At 72.0% G+C, this 21,627-nt stretch carries 18 protein-coding genes; 12 read left to right on the top strand and 6 right to left on the bottom strand.

Going from position 1 to position 21,627, the window contains the following annotated elements:
* Nucleotides 1-293 precede the first annotated feature (293 nt).
* Genes D581_RS0106690 through D581_RS0106680 form a run of 3 tightly spaced genes read left to right on the top strand, consistent with a single transcriptional unit; the run spans nt 294 to nt 3,813 of the window.
* Nucleotides 294-1,535 (top strand): lycopene cyclase family protein, encoded by a 1,242-nt coding sequence (locus D581_RS0106690; protein ID WP_018956454.1) that lies wholly within the window; start codon nt 294-296, stop codon nt 1,533-1,535.
* A complete protein-coding gene (locus tag D581_RS0106685; RefSeq protein ID WP_018956453.1) occupies nt 1,532-2,260 on the top strand; it encodes a class I SAM-dependent methyltransferase in 729 nt (242 codons plus the stop codon). Before D581_RS0106690 ends, D581_RS0106685 begins: the two co-directional genes overlap by 4 nt.
* Nucleotides 2,260-3,813 (top strand): FAD-dependent oxidoreductase, encoded by a 1,554-nt coding sequence (locus D581_RS0106680; protein ID WP_018956452.1) that lies wholly within the window; start codon nt 2,260-2,262, stop codon nt 3,811-3,813. Before D581_RS0106685 ends, D581_RS0106680 begins: the two co-directional genes overlap by 1 nt.
* Before the next feature lie 40 nt (nt 3,814-3,853).
* Here D581_RS0106680 and D581_RS0106675 read toward each other — a convergent pair whose 3' ends face one another.
* The 4 genes from D581_RS0106675 to D581_RS0106660 are packed head-to-tail and all read right to left on the bottom strand — an operon-like array spanning nt 3,854 to nt 8,689.
* Nucleotides 3,854-4,870 carry a DUF5914 domain-containing protein gene (locus D581_RS0106675; protein ID WP_026290275.1) on the bottom strand — a complete coding sequence of 339 codons (1,017 nt, stop codon included), beginning with the start codon at nt 4,868-4,870 and terminating at the stop codon, nt 3,854-3,856.
* Complete coding sequence (locus D581_RS0106670) at nt 4,867-5,895, bottom strand: phytoene/squalene synthase family protein (RefSeq protein WP_018956450.1); 1,029 nt, start codon at nt 5,893-5,895, stop codon at nt 4,867-4,869. The genes D581_RS0106675 and D581_RS0106670 overlap by 4 nt, the downstream gene beginning before the upstream one ends.
* Nucleotides 5,892-7,415 (bottom strand): phytoene desaturase, encoded by a 1,524-nt coding sequence (locus D581_RS0106665; RefSeq protein ID WP_018956449.1) that lies wholly within the window; start codon nt 7,413-7,415, stop codon nt 5,892-5,894. The genes D581_RS0106670 and D581_RS0106665 overlap by 4 nt, the downstream gene beginning before the upstream one ends.
* Nucleotides 7,412-8,689 (bottom strand): polyprenyl synthetase family protein, encoded by a 1,278-nt coding sequence (locus D581_RS0106660; RefSeq protein WP_026290274.1) that lies wholly within the window; start codon nt 8,687-8,689, stop codon nt 7,412-7,414. The genes D581_RS0106665 and D581_RS0106660 overlap by 4 nt, the downstream gene beginning before the upstream one ends.
* Before the next feature lie 482 nt (nt 8,690-9,171).
* Between D581_RS0106660 and D581_RS0106655 the strand changes: the two genes are divergently transcribed.
* A complete protein-coding gene (locus D581_RS0106655) occupies nt 9,172-9,411 on the top strand; it encodes a hypothetical protein (RefSeq protein ID WP_018956447.1) in 240 nt (79 codons plus the stop codon).
* Between the two features lie 279 nt (nt 9,412-9,690).
* On the top strand, nt 9,691-10,473 hold the full coding sequence (locus D581_RS0106650; protein ID WP_032752575.1) for a phosphotransferase: 783 nt from the start codon (nt 9,691-9,693) through the stop codon (nt 10,471-10,473).
* A 202-nt stretch (nt 10,474-10,675) separates the two neighbouring features.
* Here D581_RS0106650 and D581_RS0106645 read toward each other — a convergent pair whose 3' ends face one another.
* Entirely contained in the window at nt 10,676-12,298 is a 1,623-nt protein-coding gene (locus D581_RS0106645; protein WP_018956445.1) for an acyl-CoA synthetase, read from the bottom strand.
* Between the two features lie 167 nt (nt 12,299-12,465).
* Between D581_RS0106645 and D581_RS0106640 the strand changes: the two genes are divergently transcribed.
* The 7 genes from D581_RS0106640 (at nt 12,466) to D581_RS0106610 (ending at nt 19,143) form a co-directional block, all read left to right on the top strand.
* Nucleotides 12,466-13,266: a crotonase/enoyl-CoA hydratase family protein gene (locus D581_RS0106640; RefSeq protein ID WP_018956444.1), complete on the top strand. Its 801-nt coding sequence runs from the start codon at nt 12,466-12,468 to the stop codon at nt 13,264-13,266.
* A gap of 56 nt (nt 13,267-13,322) precedes the next feature.
* Entirely contained in the window at nt 13,323-14,279 is a 957-nt protein-coding gene (locus D581_RS0106635; protein ID WP_018956443.1) for an OB-fold nucleic acid binding domain-containing protein, read from the top strand.
* Nucleotides 14,280-15,332, top strand: coding sequence for a thiolase domain-containing protein (locus D581_RS0106630; protein WP_018956442.1), 1,053 nt, complete (start codon nt 14,280-14,282; stop codon nt 15,330-15,332).
* On the top strand, nt 15,325-16,491 hold the full coding sequence (locus D581_RS0106625) for a thiolase domain-containing protein (RefSeq protein ID WP_018956441.1): 1,167 nt from the start codon (nt 15,325-15,327) through the stop codon (nt 16,489-16,491). Before D581_RS0106630 ends, D581_RS0106625 begins: the two co-directional genes overlap by 8 nt.
* Before the next feature lie 76 nt (nt 16,492-16,567).
* Nucleotides 16,568-17,068 (top strand): hypothetical protein, encoded by a 501-nt coding sequence (locus tag D581_RS0106620; RefSeq protein ID WP_003971159.1) that lies wholly within the window; start codon nt 16,568-16,570, stop codon nt 17,066-17,068.
* A 213-nt stretch (nt 17,069-17,281) separates the two neighbouring features.
* Entirely contained in the window at nt 17,282-18,529 is a 1,248-nt protein-coding gene (locus tag D581_RS0106615) for an MFS transporter (protein WP_018956440.1), read from the top strand.
* Nucleotides 18,530-18,585: 56 nt separating this feature from the next.
* Nucleotides 18,586-19,143, top strand: a complete 558-nt coding sequence (locus D581_RS0106610; RefSeq protein ID WP_018956439.1) for a TetR/AcrR family transcriptional regulator — start codon at nt 18,586-18,588, stop codon at nt 19,141-19,143.
* 78 nt (nt 19,144-19,221) lie between these two features.
* Here D581_RS0106610 and D581_RS0106605 read toward each other — a convergent pair whose 3' ends face one another.
* A complete protein-coding gene (locus D581_RS0106605) occupies nt 19,222-21,435 on the bottom strand; it encodes a terpene synthase family protein (RefSeq protein WP_018956438.1) in 2,214 nt (737 codons plus the stop codon).
* Nucleotides 21,436-21,627 lie beyond the last annotated feature (192 nt).

The raw sequence follows: 21,627 nt of genomic DNA, 5'->3' as shown, positions 1-21,627 counted from the left end.
GTTTCAGCACGGCGTCGGCGGTCAGGCGGGTGGTGCGGGGCCGGGGTGTCGGGCGCAGCACGGCAAGGTGCTCGCGATCGCCCGTGGAAGACCTGGCCGGGGGCAGCGAAGCCCGCCGTCCCCGGCCAGGCCCTACCGCCACTCAGGTGGGCGCGGCCGGGCGTGCCGGGTGAGGGAGGGCACCGCGGGATACGGTCGCCTGGCACCCGGCCCGCCCGGCGTTTCGATGGGAAGGACGTCGGCTTCGCTCGCGCCCCGCGAAGGTTCGCACCCGTCCGACCGAGAGGAATGCCGTGCCCGCTGACTTCGACGTCGTGATCGTGGGCGCGGGCGCGGCCGGTATGAGCCTGGCGTACCACCTCTGCGCCCCGGGCAGCGACGTACCTCTGTCGGTCGCCCTCGTAGACGCCCCGCCGGGGCCTCTGCGAGCGCCCCCGCGGACCTGGTGCTTCTGGGAGCCGCCGGGCGGGCCCTACGATCCGGTCCTGGCCGCTTCCTGGCCCCGGCTGCGGGTCCGGGCGGCCGACGGGGCCTCCACCGTGGTCCGGCTCCCGCGGCTGCGCTACAAGATGCTGCGCTCGGACGCCTTCGAGGCACTGGTCGAGGAACGGTTGTCCCGTGCACCGGACCTGTGCCGGATGGAGGCGACCGCGAGTGCCGTACGCGACGACCCGTCCGGTGCCGGCGGCGAGGTCCTGACCCGAACCGCGCGCGGCGAACGGGTCCTTGTCCGCGGCCGTCTCGTCTTCGACTCCCGGCCGTCCCACCCCCTGCCCCCCGCTCGCACGACGCTGCTCCAGCATTTCACCGGCTGGTTCGTCCGCACCGAGCGTCCCGCGTTCGATCCCGGGACCGCGGACCTGATGGACTTCCGTACGCCGCAGCCCGCTCGCGGCCTCTCGTTCGGCTATGTCCTGCCGCTGGACCCGCACACCGCGCTGGTCGAGTACACCGAGTTCTCCCCCGCCCCGCTGGACACCGACGGCTACCGGCGAGCCCTGCGCCACTACACCCACGACGTGCTGCGGCTCGGGCCGCTCCAGGTCACGTCGCAGGAGCACGGTGTCATCCCCATGACGGACGGCCGCTTCCCGCACAAGCCGGGGCGTTCGGTGTATCGCATCGGCACCGCCGGAGGCGCGACCCGCCCGTCGACCGGCTACACCTTCGCGGCCGTGCAGCGACAGAGCCGGGCCATCGCCGATCAGTTGCGCTCCGGACGCCCCCTGCACATGCCCGCCCCGTACGGGCGCCGGGCGCGGCTGATGGACGCCGTGCTGCTGCGGGCCCTGGACAGCGGCAGGGTGGACGGCGCGGACTTCTTCACCCGCCTCTTCCGCGGCGTTCCAGGCGAGCGGCTGCTGAACTTCATGGACGGCCGGTCGCAGCTGCACGAGGACCTGCTCATCGGCCTGCGGACACCGATGGTCCCCATGCTGCGGACCGTCTTCGAACTCCCCTTCAGGACCCGGCGTGAACGCTCAGCGGCGCCGTTTTCCCCCGCACCGACCGCCCCCGAAGGGAGCACCCCATGACCCTGTTGCGCGGTGACGCGCTGTCCGAGGCCTTCGACCACGGCTCCACCGCCTACGACCGCCTCGTCTCGGCCAGCCCCGGCTACCACGCGCATCTGCGCCGCTCCGCACGCCGACTGGGCCTGCCGGAGGAGGGACGCGGACTGCGCGTGCTCGACCTGGGGTGCGGAACGGGCGCTTCCACGGCCGCGCTTCTCGCTGCCGCCCCGCGCGCCCGGATCACCGGAGTCGACGCGTCCACGGGCATGCTGGACCGCGCGACGGCCAAGAGCTGGCCGCAGGGCGTCGACTTCGCGCACCTCCCGGTCGAGGAACTGGCCGGACGGCTGGAAGCCGGTTCCTTCGACGCGGTGTTCGCCGGCTACCTCTTCCGCAACGTCACCGACCCCGACGGGGCCCTCGACACGGTGCGCGGTCTGCTCGTACCGGGCGGCCGCCTCGCCGTCCACGAGTACATGCTCGGCGGGTTCCCCGTCCACCGTGCGGTGTGGAGCGCGGTCTGCTCGCTGATCATCCAGCCCGCCGGCCGGCTCGCCGGGGACGCCGACCTGTACCGACACCTCCGGGACAGTGTCACCCGGTTCGACACGGCTCCCGCGTTCGCCCGGCGGTTGCGCCGGGCCGGCTTCGCCGACGTACGCGTCCTCCCGCTGCCCGGCTGGCAGACCGGCATCACCCACACCTTCGTCGGTCGCACCGCGGCCGTCCCGGGGGTACGGGCGTGATGTTCGCGCGGGACAGCGGCAGGGGACACCGGCACGGCAGGGACCGGCAGGCGGCAGTCGTGCCGGCACCGGCCGGCCGCGCCCGGTTCACGGGGGACGCTCCCGCGGTGGCGGTCGTCGGAGGCGGCATCGCAGGGATCGCGGCGGCCACCCTTCTCGCGGAACGCGGCGTACGCGTCACCCTCTACGAGCGCGAACCAGGCCTGGGCGGGAGGCTGTCGGGGTGGCCCACCGAGCTCACCGACGGCACCGCGGTGACGATGAGCCGCGGGTTCCACGCGTTCTTCCGGCAGTACTACAACCTGCGCGGACTTCTGCGTCGGGTCGACCCGGAGCTCGGTTCCCTGACCCGGCTGCCCGACTACCCGCTGTGGCACAGCTCCGGCCTGCGGGACAGCTTCGCCCGGGTGCCGCGCACGCCTCCGCTCAGCGCCATGGGGTTCGTCGCCCTCAGCCCCACCTTCGGTCTGCGGGACCTGGTCCGGATCAACCCGAGGGCGGCTGTCGGGCTGCTGGACGTGCGGGTGCCCGAGGTCTACGAACGGCTCGACGGGACCAGCGCCACCGACTTCCTCCACCGCATCCGCTTCCCGGAAGCCGCCCACCACCTGGCGTTCGAGGTCTTCTCCCGCAGCTTCTTCGCCGACCCGCGTGAACTGTCGGCCGCCGAACTGGCTCTGATGTTCCACATCTACTTCCTCGGCTCCAGCGAGGGCCTGCTCTTCGACGTGCCCGGCGAACCCTTCCCCAGGGCCCTGTGGGAACCGCTGCACCGCTACCTGGAGATCCACGGCGTCGACGTACGGACACGGACACCGCTCCGGCGGGTCCGCCCCCTGCCCGGCGGCGGGCTCGACCTCACCACGGACGACCGCACCACCCGGTACGACGCCCTCGTCCTGGCTCTGGACAGCGGCGGCCTGCGCCGCCTCGTCGCCGCGTCCCCCGAACTGGGCGACACCGACTGGCGCGCACGGATCGCACGGTTGCGCACCGCCCCGCCGTTCCTGGTCTCACGGCTCTGGCTCGACCGGCCCGTGGCGCACGACCGGCCCGGGTTCCTGGGCACCAGCGGCTACGGTCCGCTGGACAACGTGAGCGTCCTCGACCGCTGGGAGGGAGAAGCCGCCCGCTGGGCCCGGCGCACGAGGGGCTCGGTCGTCGAGCTGCACGCGTACGCCGTCGCACCGGACGCCGACCGTTCCGCCGTACAGGACGAGGCGCTGAGACAACTGCACCGCGTCTATCCGGAGACCCGGAGCGCCCGCCTCCTGGACGCCCGCCACGAATGGCGGGCGGACTGCCCGATGTTCCCCGTGGGCGGCTACTGGGACCGGCCCGGCGTGCGCAGCCCCGACCCCACGGTCACCGTGGCCGGGGACATGGTCCGCACCGAGCTGCCCGTGGCCCTGATGGAACGCGCGGCCACCAGCGGATTCCTCGCCGCGAACGCCCTGCTGGAACGCTGGGGCGTACGGGGGCAGACGCTCTGGACCGTCCCGCGCGCCGGGCGGTCGGCCGTTCTGCGTCGGCTCGCCGCGCTGGCCGACTGACGGAGCGGCCGGGCGGAGCTCCACTGAAGGAGGCCGCTGGTCAGGCCGGGAACATCCCTCTCTCGCGGAGTTCCCAGCGCCTCTCCGCGTACGCCAGGTCGTCCCGCCACAACCGGCCGGCCGAGGTACGCATCAAGGGGCGCAGCAGCGGAGCGGCCGCCCGGGCCACGGCGAATCCACGACGGTCCGACGCCGCGACCAGTGCCTCCGTCACGGCGGTGCGGGGCTTGCCCTGCTCGTCCGGAGCGAGGGGTGTGGCGTGGGTCTCCACGACGGACCCCGCGCCCTCGCCCTCGACGATGTGCATGACGACCGTACGGGGCTCGGGCGCCGTGAACCGGGCCCGGACCGGCACCACCAGTCGCCCGGCCACCTTGAAGGACACGTCGACGGTGAACCCGTTGTCGTCCGCCGGGCCGTCGGCGGGGGTTCCCGTCACCGTCAGGTCCACGAAGGAGTACGGGTGGAACCACGCGCCGTGCCACGGATCGAGGCGGTTGGCCACCACGTCTTCCGGCTCGCAGCGCCCTACGCCGGAGTAGACCGCCTCCACGGCGTCCCGCGTCCTCGGCCGGCCCGGTAGGTACGGACGTTCCGAAGGGGGCTCGCCCCCCATGCGGTCGAGCCGCACCCAGAGAAGGACCCCGTCGTCGAAGGCGGGATAGGGCTCCCATCCGGCGAACGGCTCGCCGTCCAGTACGAGGCCGTGCCAGTGGCAGACCAGCGTGCCGCAGCGGACGGGGCTGTCGCGCAGGGGCGCCCCCAGATGGGGGCACGCACCCGGACCGGTGCGCAGCTTTCCCCCGTCGTCGCGCCACGCCACCACTTCGGTGGAGCCGACCGTGACCCCGATGGCCTTCCCGGGGGGAAGGGCGCGCGAGGCGCCGATGACGTACCAGTTGCCGGAAGGCCTGCTCTGCGCACGCTCCAGGGCCTCCGCGACGAGCCAGGGTTTCGCCTCGCGCCACGTGGGCGCCTGACGCTCCCACGGGACGGGCGCGCGCCGCATCCGCAAGGGAACGCGCCCGGGTCGTGGGCGTCCTGCCGCCGGGCTCATACGGCCTCCTCCCGCACCGGGGCCGGGGCGCCGGCCGCCCGCAGCCGGGACACTCCGTCGGACCGGACCGCCTCGACCGTCTCTGCTCGGCGCCGGCGCACCGTGCGTACGGCGACCGCCCGCACCAGCCCGTCCAGCGCCACGACGGCCCGTCGCCGGCGCGGGACGACCGCCCGGCGGTGCAGGACCGCGTACCCGTCCGCCTCGATCGCGTCGAGGATGCCGCTGTACAGCACGAACGCCGTACGGATGCAGGGCCGCGACACCGGGGCGAGCATCGCGATGCCGGGCAGGGCGGTCCGGTAGACGGCCCGGTTGTGGGCCGCGGCGGCCCGCAGTACCTCGGTGATCCGGCTGTCCGGCAATCCCGTGCTCCGGCTCCACTCGAAGCGTTCCCGGTCCACCCCGTGCGCGGCCAGCAGCTCGGCCGGCAGATAGAGCCGGCCCCGGTCCAGGTCCTCGCCCACGTCCCGCAGGAAGTTGGTCAGCTGGAAGGCGACACCGAGCGCGGCCGCGTGCGGTGCCGCCTCCTCGCGCGCCACCACCGTCCCGAGCACCGGCAGCATCTGAAGGCCGATCACCGCGGCCGAACCGTGCATGTACCTGCCGAGTTCCTCGTACGAGGCGTACCCGCCGACCGTCAGGTCGCTGCGCATGGAGGACAGGAAGTCGGTGAAGTGCCGATGGTCGATGCCGTACCGGGCCGCCGTGTCGGCCAGGGCACGGATCACCGGCTCGGCGGCCCGGGCCCCCCGCAACCCCGCCCCCAGCTGGGCTTCCAGGTCGAGCAGGGCGCGGGCGCGCTCCCCCGGCGTGGCTGTGGTGTCGAGATCATCGACGATGTCGTCGGCCCGGCGGGCGAAGCCGTACAGGGCGTGGACGGCCGGCCGCCGGCCGACGGGAAGGAGCCGCGTCGCGAGGAAGTAGGTCCTGCCGTGCCGTGCGTTGAGGCCGCGGCAGCGGGCGTACGCGGCCCGCAGCGCGGGGTCATGGACGCCTGCTGCGTCGAGTTCGTGGTCGGTCATGCGCTGGCACCTCTCGGGGCAGAACGAGGGGCCCGGGCGATGCGGGGGCCGGTAATCCTCTCCGCCGCCAGCTTCCCGGAGATCAGGACGGTCGGCACGCCGACGCCGGGCGTGGTGCCGCAGCCGGCGAGGACGGCGTTGACCGTGCCCCGCACCAGGTTGCGCGGCCGGAAGGGGCCGGTCTGGGGGAAGGTGTGGGCCACGGAGAAGGGAGTGCCCGCCGCATGCCCCCGCGCGGTCCAGTCGACCGGCGTGACCAGCCCCTCCTCCTCGATCGCCGCGCCGAGACCGGGCATCTCGCGGCGCTCCAGCTCCGCCAGCAACTCGTCCCGGTAGCGCGGCCCCAGCTCCCCCCACTCCCGTACGCCGGGCCCGACCTCGGTGTTCGGGCAGGGAGCCAGCACGTAGTGGAGGTGCTTGCCCGGCGGTGCTAGAGAGGCATCGGTCGCGGTGGGCCGGGTGATGAGGAGCGAGGGGTCCGACATCAGTTTCCCGGTGCGGGTGAGTTCGTGGAAGGTGCTCTTCCAGGCCGCGCCGAAAGAGATGGTGTGGTGCGCCAGGTCCGGCCAGGTGCGATCCGTGCCCGCGTGCAGGATCACCGCGGACGGCGAGTGCCGCAGCGGCAGGGGCCGGTGCGGGCTGCGGCCGAGCAGCCGGTAGCTGACGGGCAGATCGGGGGTCAGGACGACCGCGTCGCACGGAATGCGCTCCTGGTCGGTGACGACAGCGGTGACCCGGTCACCCGAGCGCTCCAGCCGGGCCACCCTCTGCCCGTAACGGAGGGAAGCCCCGGCTTCGGCGGCCGCGTCCGCCATCGCCCGGGGCAACGCGTGCATGCCGCCCCGGGGAAAGTACACACCGGCCACCGTGTCCATGTAGGCGATCACCGCGTACGCGGCCAGCGCCCGTGCCGGCGGCACGCCCGCGTACAGCGCCTGGAAGGAGAACACCCTGCGCAGCCGTTCGTCCGATACGAAGTGCCCGATCCGCGCGTCGAGCCGGCCGAAACCCCCGAGCGCCGCGAGGCGGGCCAGGTCGGGATGGGCGAGCTGGAGCGGTGAGTCGAAGTTGGTGTCGATGAAGCGGCGCATCTGCACCCGGTAGAGGCGCTCCAGCCAGATCCGCAGCCGCCGGTAGCCGACCGCCTGCCGGGCCCCCGCGAACTCCTCGACGGCGGCCTCCATCGCGGCACCGTCGGTGTGCACGTCGAGCTGGGACCCGTCGGCGAACCGCGCCCGGTAGGCGGGGGCCAGCCTGACCAGCTCCAGCCGGTCGGCCATCCGCTCCCCGACCGCGGCGAAAGCCTCCTCCACCAGATCCGGCATCGTCAGCACCGTCGGCCCGGTGTCGATACGGAAGCCTCCCGACTCCAGGAGCCCGGCCCGGCCCCCGGGCACGCCCTCCCGCTCGACGACCGTCACGCGACGGCCCGCGCCCAGCAGGTGCAGCGCGGCGGCCAGTCCTGCCAGACCGGCGCCGACCACCACCACATGGTCGACGGGCCCCTTGACCGTGATCACCCGGCATGACCTCCTTCGGTCGTGATCAGGACCGGGGAGGCGCCTGCCGCCCCGGTAGCGCCGCCGTGCGTCCCACCGGCGGTGGTGGGGGAGTGGGCGGCCCGCTCTCCGGAGACGGTGCGCAGCAGACCGAGCAGCTGGCGGCCGCCGTGTGCGTCCACGTCGACGGCCTGTCCCAGACGACGTACGGCTTGGTCGCGGAGGCGCTCCGCCTTCCGCTCCACATGGGCGCGCGCCCCCGTCACCTCGAGCACGCCGCGTACGTCCGCGAGATCCTCCTCGGTGAGAGCGGCATGACCGGTGACGCGGCCGAGTACCGCCAGCGCTTGTTCGTCGCCCGCCGCTTCGGCCCACCTCCGGCCGACAGCCAGCAGATAGGTCGATTTGCCCTCGCGGATATCGTCGCCGGACGGCTTCCCGGTCAGTGCCGGGTCGCCGAAGACCCCGAGCAGATCGTCCCGCAGCTGAAAGGCGATACCGGCACACCGGCCGGCGGAGCGGAGAGCGTCGGTGGTCCGGTCATCGGCGCCCGCCAGGGCGGCACCGATCGCCAGAGGCCGCTCGACGGAGTACGAAGCACTCTTGAGACGGGCGGTCCGCAGAGCCTGCGACACTGATGACCCACCGCTGACCTGGCCCCGCAGATCCAGGTACTGCCCGGCGACCATCTCGGTCCGCATGGCCCGCCACAGGGCTCCGATCCGACGACGCTGGACGGCGGACAGTACGGTCTCCGCCACCGTGTCGTCGGCCCAGACCAGGGCCAGATCACCCGCCAGCACGGCGGCCGAGGTGCCGAAGACGGAACCCCGCCCGGAATCCGGCGAGAGACCCGCGCGCTCCGCCAGCCCGATGTGCACGGCAGGCTTCCCCCGGCGGAGCCGCGAGCGGTCCATCACATCGTCATGGATCAGCGCGCAGCTCTGGATCAGCTCCAAGGCCACCCCGAGCCGCAGCGCGGCCGCGGTCTCCGCCGCACCGCAGGAGCGCATCCCCCACCACAGAAGGCGGGGCCGCATCCGCTTGCCGCCTTCCAGCGTGAAGTCGGCGACCCGGCGTGCCAATTCCTCGCAGAAGGAGGCGTCGCTCCGCGCCGCCTCGTCGATCCGGTCCGCCAGCACGGCCCGTGCGGTGCGCAGGACCGCGTCGACCACGTCCGAATCCACGACCCGGGCGTCCTCGCACGACGGGGTGAGGTGGCGGCCTCCGCCCACCTTGTGGGCCGGGCGCGAAGAATCGCCGAACGAGTGTTTCGCAGGCTGGCGACGGTCCATCTCACGCCTTTCCGAGATCAGTGGTGATTCCGAGATCAGTGGTGGTGACGAACGACTCGACACTCCGCCCAGGCGCGTACCCCGATCGCATGCCTTCGTGCACGGCCGGTCGAAGGTTCGCGCCGCGCGAAGGCAGGCACTGATGCAGAGACGATCACGTCGGCCGCGCACTCCCGGTGGAGAAACACCCCGGACACGTCATGACGGCGGCCACCGCGCCCGAATGGCCCACGGGGACGGGCGCACACCGGCCCGTCCCGTCAGTCAGCAGACCTCTCAGCCTGTGGTGGTGCGACCGCGGCGTTCGACGATGTGGGCGAGTGTCCTGTGGGCCCGGGAGGAGAACGCCCACGACGGGGGACACGCGGATGGGGCCGAACAGGTTCTCCTTGTCGGGACGCCCGCGTGCCGCATATGCCAACGGTTGTTTCATCGGCCAGGTTGGTCGCACCGCACCTACCGATGACACGAAGGAGAATGCCATGATTCGTCGTATCGCGATCACGCTGGCGGCCGTCGCCGCGGCCGGGCTCGTCGCCGCGGGACCGGCTTCCGCGCAGGGAACGAACGGCTGGGACGGCCCGGCCGGCGGCGGTCACGAGAAGATCGAGGGTGGCTGGGCCAGCGGCGAGTACCGTAACCTCGGCGGCCCGTACGGGATCACCTACATCAAGGGCGAGAAGGCCTACTTCGACGCGGAGCGCGGCTACTTCGTCCGCTGACCCGGCAGCCGGGCGCACCCGGCCGCGGCTGTTCCGGAACGGGCGGGGGCCCGCCCACGGGGACGCTGTTGGTCAATTCGGGGCTCGGCGTGACGTCGGCCTTCAAGACCTGGTTGTGGTCTTGAAGGCCGACGTTGTCGTAGGGGGTGGGTGCCGATGTCGATGCAACCGGCGGAGCCGGGAGACCTTCCCGCTGAGCTTGTTCCTGAACCTCCCCCCACTCCGGCGCGCCCTACTTATCGGGGTGACCATGGCGAGCTGGTCCGACACACTGGTTCGATGCGGCACGATGATGAACAGCCTTTGTCCGGTGGCAATGTCAGCGAGGGTGTCGTTCGCGTCGGGGACACCGTTCGCCGTCCGGCCGGACCATGGACCCCCGCTGTGCATGGCCTGCTTGCCCACCTGCACGAAGTGGGATTCGGCGCGGCGCCTCGTCCGCTGGGCATTGACGATCAGGGGCGCGAGATCCTGACCTTCATGCCGGGAGACGTGGTCTGGCCCGACCGGTTCGCGTTGGTCGACCCCGCTCGACAACTGGCTCGCGTTGCACGGCTGATCCGGGACTTCCACGATGCCGTGCAGGACTTCACGCCGCCGTCCGATGCGCGGTGGCAGACGTCGATCTCTGCTGAGGGCAGTGACATTATCGCCCATAACGACCTGGCGCCCTGGAACCTCGTGGTCGCGGACGAGACGCGGTGGGCCTTCATCGACTGGGACGGTGCAGGTCCCGGCTCGCGCCTGTGGGATGTCGCCTACGCCATGCACGGGTTCATTCCGCTGTCCGCGCATCCGGACTGGGAGCGCCCGGACGCGGCCGGCCGACTGCGAGTCTTCGCCGACACCTACGGTCTCGATGAGTCCGAACGTCGTCGGTTGGTCCCTATGTTGGGGCGCCGTACGCGTTCCATGCACGACTTCCTGCGAGACCAGGCAGCCCAAGGTGTCCAGCCCTGGGAAAGGCTGTGGGCCGAAGGCCACGGTGAGGCCTGGCGAAACGACGCCGAATACATCGAGCAACGCGAAGACCAGTGGCTGCACGCCCTGCTCGCAGGGTGAGCTTGTTCTTCATGGTCTGAGGTCGAGACCGGGCCTCGAACTCGTCCGCTCACCTGGGCGTTCACCGGACCAGCCTCCAGCACAGACTCACGGGCGCCGTCCCGCACCGAAAGGACGGGGGCAGGCACGGCGCCGCCCCGAAGCTCGCCGGCCAGCGGATCACCCCCGCTCCGCGGTGCGGCCCCTCGGCTCCGGGTGACCCTCAGTCCTGGCCGGCCCCCGCCGCCACCGCCTTCGCCCAGCGGTAGTCCGCCTTGCCGCTGGGCGAGCGCTGGATCCGGTCGGCGAGCACCAGCGCGCGGGGGATCTTGTAGCCGGCGAGCCGGGTCCGGCAGTGCGCCTGTATCTCGGCCAGGGTCAAGGTGTGTGCTTCCTCGCGTAGTTGGACCACGGCGGCGACCCGGTTGCCCCAGCGTTCGTCGGGTACGCCCGCGACGAGCGCGTCGTACACGCCCGGATGGGACTTGAGCGCCTGCTCGACCTCCTCCGGATAGACCTTCTCGCCCCCGGTGTTGATGCACTGGGAGCCCCGGCCGAGCACGGTGACGATGCCGTCCGCGTCCACGGTCGCCATGTCGCCCAGCAGCACCCACCGCTCCTCGCCTCTGCGGAAGAACGTGTCGGCGGTCTTGGCCGGGTCGTTGTAGTAGCCGAGCGGCACATGCCCGCACTGGGCGATGCGGCCCGGCTCGCCCGGCGGCACCGGCTCGTACGTGACCGGATCGACCACGGCCGTACGGGCGTTGACTTGCACCCGGAAACCCTTCTCCGGTCCTGAGTCGGCGGTGGCCGTGCCGTTGAAACCGGACTCCGAGGAACCGAAGTTGTTCAGCAGCATCACGGTCGGCACGAGCGCCTGGAACTCCGCCCGTACCGAGTCCGACATGATCGCCCCGGAGCTGGAGACGGAGAACAGCGACGAGCAGTCCGTTCCGCGCGACTGCCCCTTCAGGCAGTCGATCAGCGGTCGCAGCATCGCGTCACCGACCAGCGAGACACTGGTGACCTTCTCCTTCTCGATCGTCCGCAGCACCTCGGCGGGAGAGAACCTACGGTGCACGACGACGCGTTGGCCGAAATTGAAGCCGATGAAGGCGGTCAGCGTGGAGGTCCCGTGCATCAGTGGCGGGGTGGGGAAGAAGGTGATCCCCCCGCCGCCCACGGCGACCCGTTCCGCCAGCTCCTGCGGCCTCTTCACCGGGTCGCCGGTCGGGGCGCCGCCGCCCAGGCCCGAGAAGAACAGATCCTCCTGACGCCACATCACGCCCTTCGGCATCCCGGTCGTGCCGCCCGTGTAGATGATGAACTGGTCGTCGGCCGAGCGGGGTGCGAAGCCGCGCCCGGCCGCGCCCGACGCCTCCGCCTCGGCGAACGGCACGACCGGCACGGCCGGGGGAGCGGCGGGGGCGGGCCCCACCCTGACGAGGTGGCGAAGGCCAGGGGCCTGCGGGGCGGCCGCCGCGACCCGCTCGTCGAACTCGCCGTCGAAGACCAGTGCCGCCAGGTCCGCGTCCCGGTAAAGGTAGACCAGCTCATCTGCGACGTAACGGTAGTTGACGTTCACCGGAACGATCCTCGCCTTGAGGGCTCCCAGGACCGTCTGAAGGTATTCGACCCCGTTGTAGAGGTGCAGCCCCAGGTGCTCGCCCGGCCGGATCCCCGTGTCGATCAGGTGATGGGCGATCCGGTTGGCGGCGGCGTCCAGCTCCGCGTACGTGAGCCGCCGCTCCGAGCCCGTACCGGGATGGTCGACGTACAGGAGCGCCTCGCGGTCGGGCACCGCGTCGACGACCGATTCGAACAGGTCGGCAAGGTTGTACTCCACCGTTCCTCCTGACCCCGGGTGACTGGCGGTTCGGCCGTCATTAGAGCGCCGGTCGGCACAACTGGGAAGGGGCGGCGTGGAAACAATCTGACGAGCTGTCAGGAATCTATTGAACTGCGTCCCCTCCTCCTGCAACCTGTTCCAGGTCTCGAGAACAGGAGTCGGTCATGGGCGGTACGGAACACCTCACCGTGCGGCGCGACGGCGCCACGCTGGTGCTCACCTTGAACAGACCACAGGCCAGGAACGCGCTCTCGTTGCCGATGCTCGTCGGTCTGTACGACGGCTGGCTCGCCGCCGACGCGGACGACACGGTCCGCTCCGTCGTCCTGACCGGGGCGGGCGGCGCCTTCTGCGCCGGCATGGACCTCAAGGCCCTGGCGGGCGGCGGAATGGAGGGGGAGGAGTACCGGGAGCGGATGACGGCCGACCCGGATCTCCACTGGAAGGCGATGCTGCGCCACCACCGCCCGCGCAAACCGGTGATCGCCGCAGTGGAGGGCCCCTGCGTCGCGGGCGGTACCGAGATCCTCCAGGGCACCGACATCCGCATCGCCGGAGCGGGAGCCACCTTCGGGCTCTTCGAGGTCCGCCGCGGCCTCTTCCCGATCGGCGGCTCCACGGTCCGGCTGCCCCGTCAGATCCCCCGCACCCACGCCCTCGAAATGCTTCTCACCGGCCGCGCGTACACCGCCGACGAGGCCGCCGCCATCGGGCTCATCGGCAGGGTCGTGCCCGACGGAACGGCGCTGGAGGAGGCCCTCGCCGTCGCCGAACAGGTCAACGCCTGCGGGCCGCTCGCCGTCGAGGCCGTCAAGGCCTCGGTCTACGAGGGCGCGGAGTTGACCGAGACCGAGGCGCTGGCCGCCGAACTCAAGCGCGGCTGGCCCGTGTTCGCCACCGAGGACGCCAAAGAGGGTGCGCGCGCATTCGCCGAGAAGCGGCCGCCCGTCTACCGGCGCGCCTGAGCGCTGACGCGGCTCCTCAACAAGCCCTCAGCCCTCTCAGCAAGGAGGCAGCAGCCATGTCCGACGTCCTCAGCGCCCCGCTGGTGGTCGAATTCCCCTTCACCCGATCGCTCGGGCCCGTCCAGAGCGCCTTCCTCACCGGACTGCGCGAACGCACCGTCCTCGGCGTCCGCACGGAGGACGGCACGGTGCTCGTGCCGCCCGTGGAGTACGACCCCGTCACCGCCAACGAGATCAGCGACCTCGTCGAGGTCGCCCCCACCGGCACCGTCACCACCTGGGCCTGGAACCCGGACCCACGCCGCGGCCAGCCGCTCGGCGCGCCCTTCGCCTGGGTGCTCGTCCGCCTCGACGGAGCCGGCACCGCGCTCCTGCACGCCCTCGATGCTCCGGGCCCGGACGCCGTGCGCACCGGGATGCGCGTCCGCATCCGCTGGGCCGTGACGCGCTCCGGAGCCATCACCGACATCGCCTGCTTCGAGCCGTACGACAGCGAGCCCGGAGGCTTTGAACCCGTACCGCACACCGGGGAGTTCACCGACCCCGTCACCCGCATCGTCACCCCGGCCCGCCTCGACTACGTCCACACCCCGGGCCGCGCCCAGAGCGCCTACCTCGCCGCCCTCGAAGACCACCGCACCGTCGGCGAACGCTGCCCCGCCTGCCGCAAGGTGTACGTCCCGCCGCGCGGAGCCTGTCCCACCTGCGGGGTCGCCACCGCCGAACAGGTCGAGGTCGGCCCGCGCGGCACGGTCACCACGTTCTGCGTCGTCAACATCAAAGCCGCTCATACGGCGAATCTCGATCTCGAAGTCCCGTACGTCTACGCCCACATCGCCCTCGACGGCGCCGACCTGGCCCTGCACGGGCGCATCGCCGGAATCCCGTACGACCAGGTGCGCATGGGGCTGCGCGTAGAGCCCGTCTGGAAGGAGGGCGCCCGTCACCCGGACCACTACCGGCCCACCGGGGAGCCCGACGCCGACTACGACACGTACAAGGAGCTGGTGTAGATGCGGGACGTCGCCATCGTCGCCTTCGCCCAGACCGCACACCGGCGGCGCACCGACGAGCTCTCCGAGGTCGAGTTGCTGATGCCCGTCCTCCACGAGGTGCTCGGCGCGACCGGCCTCAAGGCGAACGAGATCGGGTTCACCTGCTCCGGTTCCGCCGACTACCTCGCCGGGCGGGCCTTCTCCTTCACGATGGCGCTCGACGGCGTCGGCGCGCATCCGCCCATCTCCGAGTCCCACGTCGAGATGGACGGGGCCTGGGCGCTGTACGAGGCCTGGGTGAAGATCCAGACCGGCGAGGCGGACACCGCGCTCGTCTACTCCTACGGAAAGTCCTCGCCCGGCCGGGTCCGCGACGTCCTCACCCGCCAGCTCGACCCCTACTACCTCGCCCCGCTCTGGCCCGACTCCGTCGCGCTCGCCGCCCTCCAGGCGCAGGCCCTCATCGACGCGGGCGCCACCGACGAACCCGCCCTCGCCGAGGTCGCCGCCCGCAACCGCACCGCCGCCGTCGGCAACCCGCACGCCCAGCTCACCGGCGACGTTCCCGCGGGCGACTACCTCGTACGGCCGCTGCGCACCGGCGACTGCCCGCCCATCGGCGACGGGGCCGCCGCCGTGGTCCTCGCCGCCGGGGACACCGCCCGCGCCCTGTGCGCGCGGCCCGCCTGGATCCGGGGCATCGACCACCGCATCGAGGCGCACGGCCTCGGCGTCCGCGACCTCACCGACTCCCCCTCCGCCCGGCTCGCCGCAGAGCGCGCCGGAGCGTTCGAACGGCCCGTCGACACCGCGGAGTTGCACGCCCCGTTCACCTCCCAGGAGGTCGTCCTGCGCAAGGCGCTGGGACTCGGCGACGACGTCCGCGTCAACCCCTCCGGCGGCGCGCTCGCCGCCAACCCCGTGATGGCCGCCGGACTGATCCGCCTCGGCGAGGCCGCCGCCCGCATCCACCGGGGCGAGTCCGACCGGGCGCTCGCGCACGCCACCTCCGGCCCCTGCCTGCAACAGAACCTGGTCGCCGTCCTGGAAGGGGAGAGCACCCATGCCTAAGGAGCCCGTCGCCGTCGTCGGTATCGGCCAGACCAAACACGTCGCCGCCCGGCACGACGTGTCCATCGCCGGGCTGGTCCGCGAGGCCGCCGTCCGGGCGCTGGAGGACGCCGGGCTCACCTGGAGCGACATCGACGCCGTCGTGATCGGCAAGGCCCCCGACTTCTTCGAGGGCGTCATGATGCCGGAGCTCTACCTCGCCGACGCCCTCGGAGCCGTCGGCAAGCCCATGCTCCGTGTCCACACGGCGGGCTCGGTCGGCGGCTCCACCGCCCTGGTCGCCGCGGGCCTCGTCGCCGCCCGCGTGCACCGCACCGTCCTCACCCTCGCCTTCGAGAAGCAGTCCGAGTCCAACGCCATGTGGGGCCTCTCCCTGCCCGTCCCCTTCCAACAGCCGCTGCTGGCCGGCGCGGGCGGTTTCTTCGCCCCGCACGTGCGGGCCTACATGCGGCGCACCGGAGCACCCGACGAGGTCGGATCGCTCGTCGCCTACAAGGACCGGCGCAACGCGCTGAAGAACCCCTACGCGCACCTCCACGACCACGGCATCACCCTGGAGAAGGTCCGGGCCGCCCCCATGCTCTGGGACCCCATCCGCTACTCCGAGACCTGCCCCTCCTCCGACGGGGCCTGCGCCATGGTCCTCACCGACCGCGACGGCGCGGCCCGCTCGCCCCACCCGCCCGCGTGGATCCACGGCGGGGCGATGCGCAGCGAACCGACCCTCTTCGCGGGCAAGGACTTCGTCTCCCCGCAGGCCGGCAAGGACTGTGCCGCCGACGTCTACCGGCAGGCCCGGATCACCGACCCGCGCCGCGAGATCGACGCCGTCGAGATGTACGTGCCGTTCTCCTGGTACGAGCCGATGTGGCTGGAGAACCTCGGCTTCGCCGAGGAGGGCGAGGGGTGGAAGCTCACCGAGGCGGGCGTCACCGAACTCGACGGCGGCCTCCCGGTCAACCCTTCGGGCGGTGTGCTGTCCACCAATCCCATCGGCGCGTCCGGCATGATCCGCTTCGCCGAGGCGGCCCTCCAGGTGCGGGGGAGAGCCGGGGAGCACCAGATCGACGGGGCCACCAGGGCGCTCGGCCACGCCTACGGCGGAGGGGCGCAGTTCTTCGCCATGTGGCTGGTCGGAGCGGAGCCCCCGCCCGGCTGAGGGGGAGCGGCGGGCCCGGTCCCGCGCGGCCCGGGCCCGGCTCCGCAACGTGAGCCGGGACACGTAACATGGCAGCATGTCCTTCCTCCGCCGCCGTAGCGCCGCAACACCCGCGGGCCCGGACTTCGACGTCCTGGCCATGGACCCCGGGGACTGGCCCGGCAACCTCGGCGCCGGTCTGCTCCCCGCCCCCGACGGCAGCTGTCAGGGCGTCTTCCTCCGCTACGACCTGTACGGCGGCCGTGGCCCGGCGATGATCATCGGCAATCTGCCGGAAGGCTCGCCCGCCCGCGAGACCGAGGAGGGCCAGGTCCCCTTCGAGGTGGCCCAACTGCTCCTCGCCCTGGAGAACGACGAGCCGATCGAAGTCGTCAGCTCCGAGGACGTCCCCGTCATGCAGGGCGACAACCTGCTCATCGTCCGCCGCGTCAAGCTCTCCGAGAGCCGTATCGCCTGTGTCCAGTTCGACCGCAGCGACGGTGTCCTCGTGACCATCGCCAGCTGGGACCGGCCGATCACCGACGATCTGTACACCCTGCTCAAGCCCCTGCCCGCAGAGCTGTTCCAGCAGGGCTGAAACGTCCCTGCGAAAGGCCGCCCGGATGCGTCCGGGCGGCCTTTTCCGTTGTCCGGGCGGGTATCCGGCCCTTCCGCGTGCCCGGGTGGGTGGCGGCCCGGGCGCGGGCTAGGGTAGAAAACGAAACGATTGTTCAAGTTGTAGCGATCGTTCAAGTTGATGGATCGTTCACCGCGAAGGGTCGCCCCTACGTCTGCCCACGGAGGTCCGCGCATGGCCAACCCCTACGGCGTCCTGTTCCGTACGCCCGGATCGAGGGCCTTCTCCGCCGCCGGGTTCGTCGCCCGTATGCCCCTGTCCATGGCGGGCATCGGCATCATCGCGATGGTGTCGCAGATGCGCGGTGACTACGGCCTCGCCGGAGCCGTCTCCGCCACCTTCACCCTGTCCATGGCCCTGTGCGGTCCGCGGGTCTCCCGGGCGGTCGACCGACGGGGCCAGAGCCGGGTGCTGCCGCCCGTCGCCGGACTGAGCGTGATCGCGCTCGGCGCGCTGCTGCTCTGCGCCCGGTACGACGCCCCCGCCTGGACCCTGTTCGGCTGCGCGGCGGTGGCCGGCGCGATGCCCAACATGGCGGCGATGGTGCGTGCCCGCTGGACCCATGCCCTCAAGGGCTCCGACCGGCTGCACGCCGCCTACTCGCTCGAATCGGTCGTCGACGAACTCACCTTCGTCGTGGGCCCCGCGCTCTCCGTGGCCCTGTGCACCGCGCTGTTCCCCGAGGCCGGGCCGCTGGTCGCCGGGGTCCTGCTGATACTCGGCGTCCTCACGTTCGTCCCGCAGAAGCGCACCGAGCCCCCCGTGGTCCGGCCGGCCGACGGCCAGACGCGAAGCGGCTCGGCGATCCGCGGCGGAGCGCTCCGCCTGCTGGCCCTCACCCTCGCGGCCGGCGGCGCCATCGTCGGCACCGTCGACGTCGTGAGCGTCTCGTTCGCCGAACAGCAGGGCTCACCCGCCGGCGCGGGAATCGTCCTCTCGGTCTACGCGGCGGGATCCGCCGTCGCCGGGCTGGTCTTCGGGACGCTCAAGCTCACGACGCCGCTGCCACGGCTGCTCGTCATCGGCACCGCCGGGACGGCGCTCACCACCCTTCCCCTGCTGCTCGTCGGGGACATCGTCTCGCTGTCCGCCGCGGTCTTCCTCCCGGGCCTCTTCTTCGCGCCTACCATGATCGTGGTGATGGGGCTGGTGGAGAGGACGGTGCCGCCCGCCGCACTCACCGAGGGCATGACCTGGGCCATCACCGGGCTCAGTGTGGGCGTCGCGTCCGGCGCCGCCGTGTCGGGAGCGATCGTCGACCGCTTCGGTCCCGGCGGCGGATTCGTCGTCGCCGTCGCCGCGGGCGCGGCCGCCCTGCTGACGGCGTTGTGCGCCCGGCGTCCGCTGGAGCGGAGCCTTGAGGAGCGTCACGACCGCGACGCCGGGGAACCGGCCGGGGCCCCCGGCGGGCCCGCGCACTGACGGGCCCGTGCCGCCGCACACCCGCCGTCCCATCCACCACGACGCCCGGAGACACCGTGCACGCACCGCAGACCGACGGACGCCTGCTGAAAGGCGAGCGACGGAAGGAGGAACTCATCGAGGCCACACTCCAGGTGGTCGCCCGCGAAGGAGTCGCGGGCGTCAGCCACCGGGCGGTCGCGCGCGAGGCGGGCCTGCCCGCCACCGCCGCGGCCTACCACTTCACGAGCATCGACGACCTGCTCACCGGCGCGCTCACCCGCTGCATGGACCAGGACGCGGACCGCATGCTCCGGCTGGCCGAGGAGACCGACGGCGGCTCCGAGGGCATCACCGCGCTCGCGGAGCTGCTGGCAAAGGTCGTCAACGGCCCCGGACGGCTACTCGCGGAGTACGAGCTGTACCTGCTCGCGGCCCGCCGCCCGGAGCTCCGCGGCCCCACCCGGCACTGGCTGGAGGCCATCGCCGCGTACGGCCGCCGCTACACCGACGACCCGGTCCGGGTACGGGCGCTCAAGGGCGTCATCGACGGCCTGCTGCTCCAGGGCCTGCTGACCGACACCCCGCCGACGGCGGCGGAGTTCGAGGCGGTGCTCCGGCACGTCCTGCTCTGAGCCCCCGCCCCGTCCGCGTCCGCCACCGGTCGCGGCCCGCCGTCCGTTCCTCCGTACGGCGGGCCGCGTCCCGGAGAACTACGCCGGGCTGCCCGCGAGTTGGGCCATCATCCGGGTCACCTGCGCTGCCGAGGTGCCCAGACCCGTGGGGCCGCTCAGATGCCAGGGTGTGTCGTTGCCCTGCCGCAGGTCCTCCTCACGGTAGCGGCGGCAGCCCCGGTGCCAGATCAGGATCCCGGCGATCCAGTGCTTGAGCTCCTGCACATAGCCCGCGAGGACCTCCCGGGCCTCGGCGTCGAGGCCGAAGTCGTCGTACAGCACCGGGAGTTCGACCTCGGCGACATGCAGGAACTGCCGCAGCCGGGAGTTCATCAGGTCGTGCACGATCGCCACGCCCGTCGGATAGTCCACGCCGAAGAAGTTCTGCACGACCAGGACGCCGTTGTGCACCTCGCCCTCGTACTCGATCTCCTTCTGGTACGAGAAGAGGTCGTTCATCAGGCACGCGTAGTCCGCCGCCGCGTTCTCCAGGGAACGCATCGGACCACTGCGGTAGACCTCCTCCGGGACCTTCCTGCCGTGCCCGAGCCGGCACAGGCTCATCGTCAGGTCCGAGCCGAACGTGGCGCGCCGCATCTCGATGTAGTCCACCGGATCGGGGATACGGTTCTGCGCCTGGTTCGCCAGCTCCCACAGCCAGCTCTCGGTCATCGACTCGATCGCCGTCCGGAAGGTGCGCCGCCCGCTCAGGTCCATCGGAGCGGCAGTCCTGCGCCACAGGTCGCCCAGACTCCGCTCCAGGGCGTTCACCGGTTCCGGCGTTCCCCCGCCGTCCAGCGGCATGAACAGCGACAGCCGCTCGTTGGCCAGCCGCGCCCCCGCCAGGTCCCGGGCCCGCCCGTGCACGACGGGGAACCAGTCGTCGCCGTACGTACCCCAGGCCAGCCACCCCGAGGACAGGTCCAGTTCGTCCGGGGTCGCGTCCGGATCCAGCCCCGCCGCGCACAGCGGCAGGTCGATCGCGACGAGCCGCCGCTCGTCCCAGATGTGCGAACCCGGCACGCCCGGCTGGGCCTCCAGGATGCCCATGCGCCGCGCCCAGTCGACGATCCGGACCCGGGCCCCCTCCAGATGCGGGCTCAGCGTCGTCCCGAACGGCAGGTCGAAGTCCGGCAGCAGCGAGGGGCCCACGTGCTGGTATGGCACATGGCTCTGGCTACGGGCCCGCGCGGTCTCCGAGCGGAGCGTGAACCTGATGGAGGCGGCGGACATGCCGAAGCCGGCCACGGCCTCGCCCGCGCCGCCGCCGTTCATGTAGCGGCTGGAGCGCATGTGCCACTCGTGGCCGCCGGACTGCCAGTCCTGGAGCCCCTTGACGTACGCCAGCACGGCCGCGGTCTGCGCCGGGTCCAGGCCCTTCTCGGCGCAGAGCGGGCCGAGTTCGGTCAGCGTGGTGTTCTCGAACTGCTGGAGCCGTGAGGTCAGCAGATCGTTGACCGCGTCGGCGGCCTCCTGCGTGGAGCAGCCGAGGAACTTCTCCAGCACCAGCACGCCGTTGCTGTTCTCCCCCTCGTCCTCCACCTCACGCTGATAGGAGAAGAGGTCGTTGCGCAGATGCACCCCGTCGGAGAACGCGTCCCGCAGCACCCGCAGCGGGCGGGCGTCGGCGACCGGAGCGGGCACCTCGGCGTTGGCCGCGTACTCCACCAGACCCGCCGACCAGGGCGCGCCGCCCACTTTGCGGCGCATCTCGATGTACTCGACGGGGTTCGCGATGCGGCCCTCGTGGATGTTGGCGAGCTCCCACAGGGACTCGTTGAGGAGGTTCTCCGTCGCCTCCGCGAACCGGGCCCGCCAGGCGTCCGACATCGAGGGCACCGTACGCGCCCACAGATCCGCCAGCCCCGCCTCGACGGGATTCTCCGGATCCGGCGTCGGGGCGCCGCGCTCCATCGGCATGAAGGCGGGCAGGCGGTCCAGATACCGCTTGCCGCCCTCCCGGTCGGGCGTGCGCTTGAAGAGTTCCAGGAAGTGGTCGTCGAAGAAGAAGACCCACACGTACCAGTCGGTGACCAGGGAGAGCGCCTCGGTCGAGCAGTCGGGGTGGGTGTAGGCGCACAGGAGGGCGTAGTCGTGCGCCTCCAGGTCCCTCTCCTCCCAGATGCCGGATCCCTCCAGCATCCCCATGGAGCGGGCCCACGCCCGGGTGTGCGTGCGTGCGGCCTCCACGTGAGGGTTGAGCCGCGCCGGATACGGAACATAGAAGTCCGGCAGTGAGAAGGGCTGTGCCATGTGCGTCAGGCCTTTCCAGAAGCCTCCACGCGGGGAAACGCGCGGACCGGTGGTGTCCGCGCAGCACTACCCTTCGGCCATACGGAGCACGCACGACGGCGAATAGTCACATAATCGCGGCGCCGGTGCGTGCTCGGAAGGCGGTCGTTCGCCAGTCGGACGTTCGCCAGTCTGGCGTTCGGGAGTCTGTCG

It is taken from the genome of Streptomyces sp. CNB091 (assembly GCF_000377965.1).
This window is presented reverse-complemented; position numbering and strand designations above follow the sequence as displayed.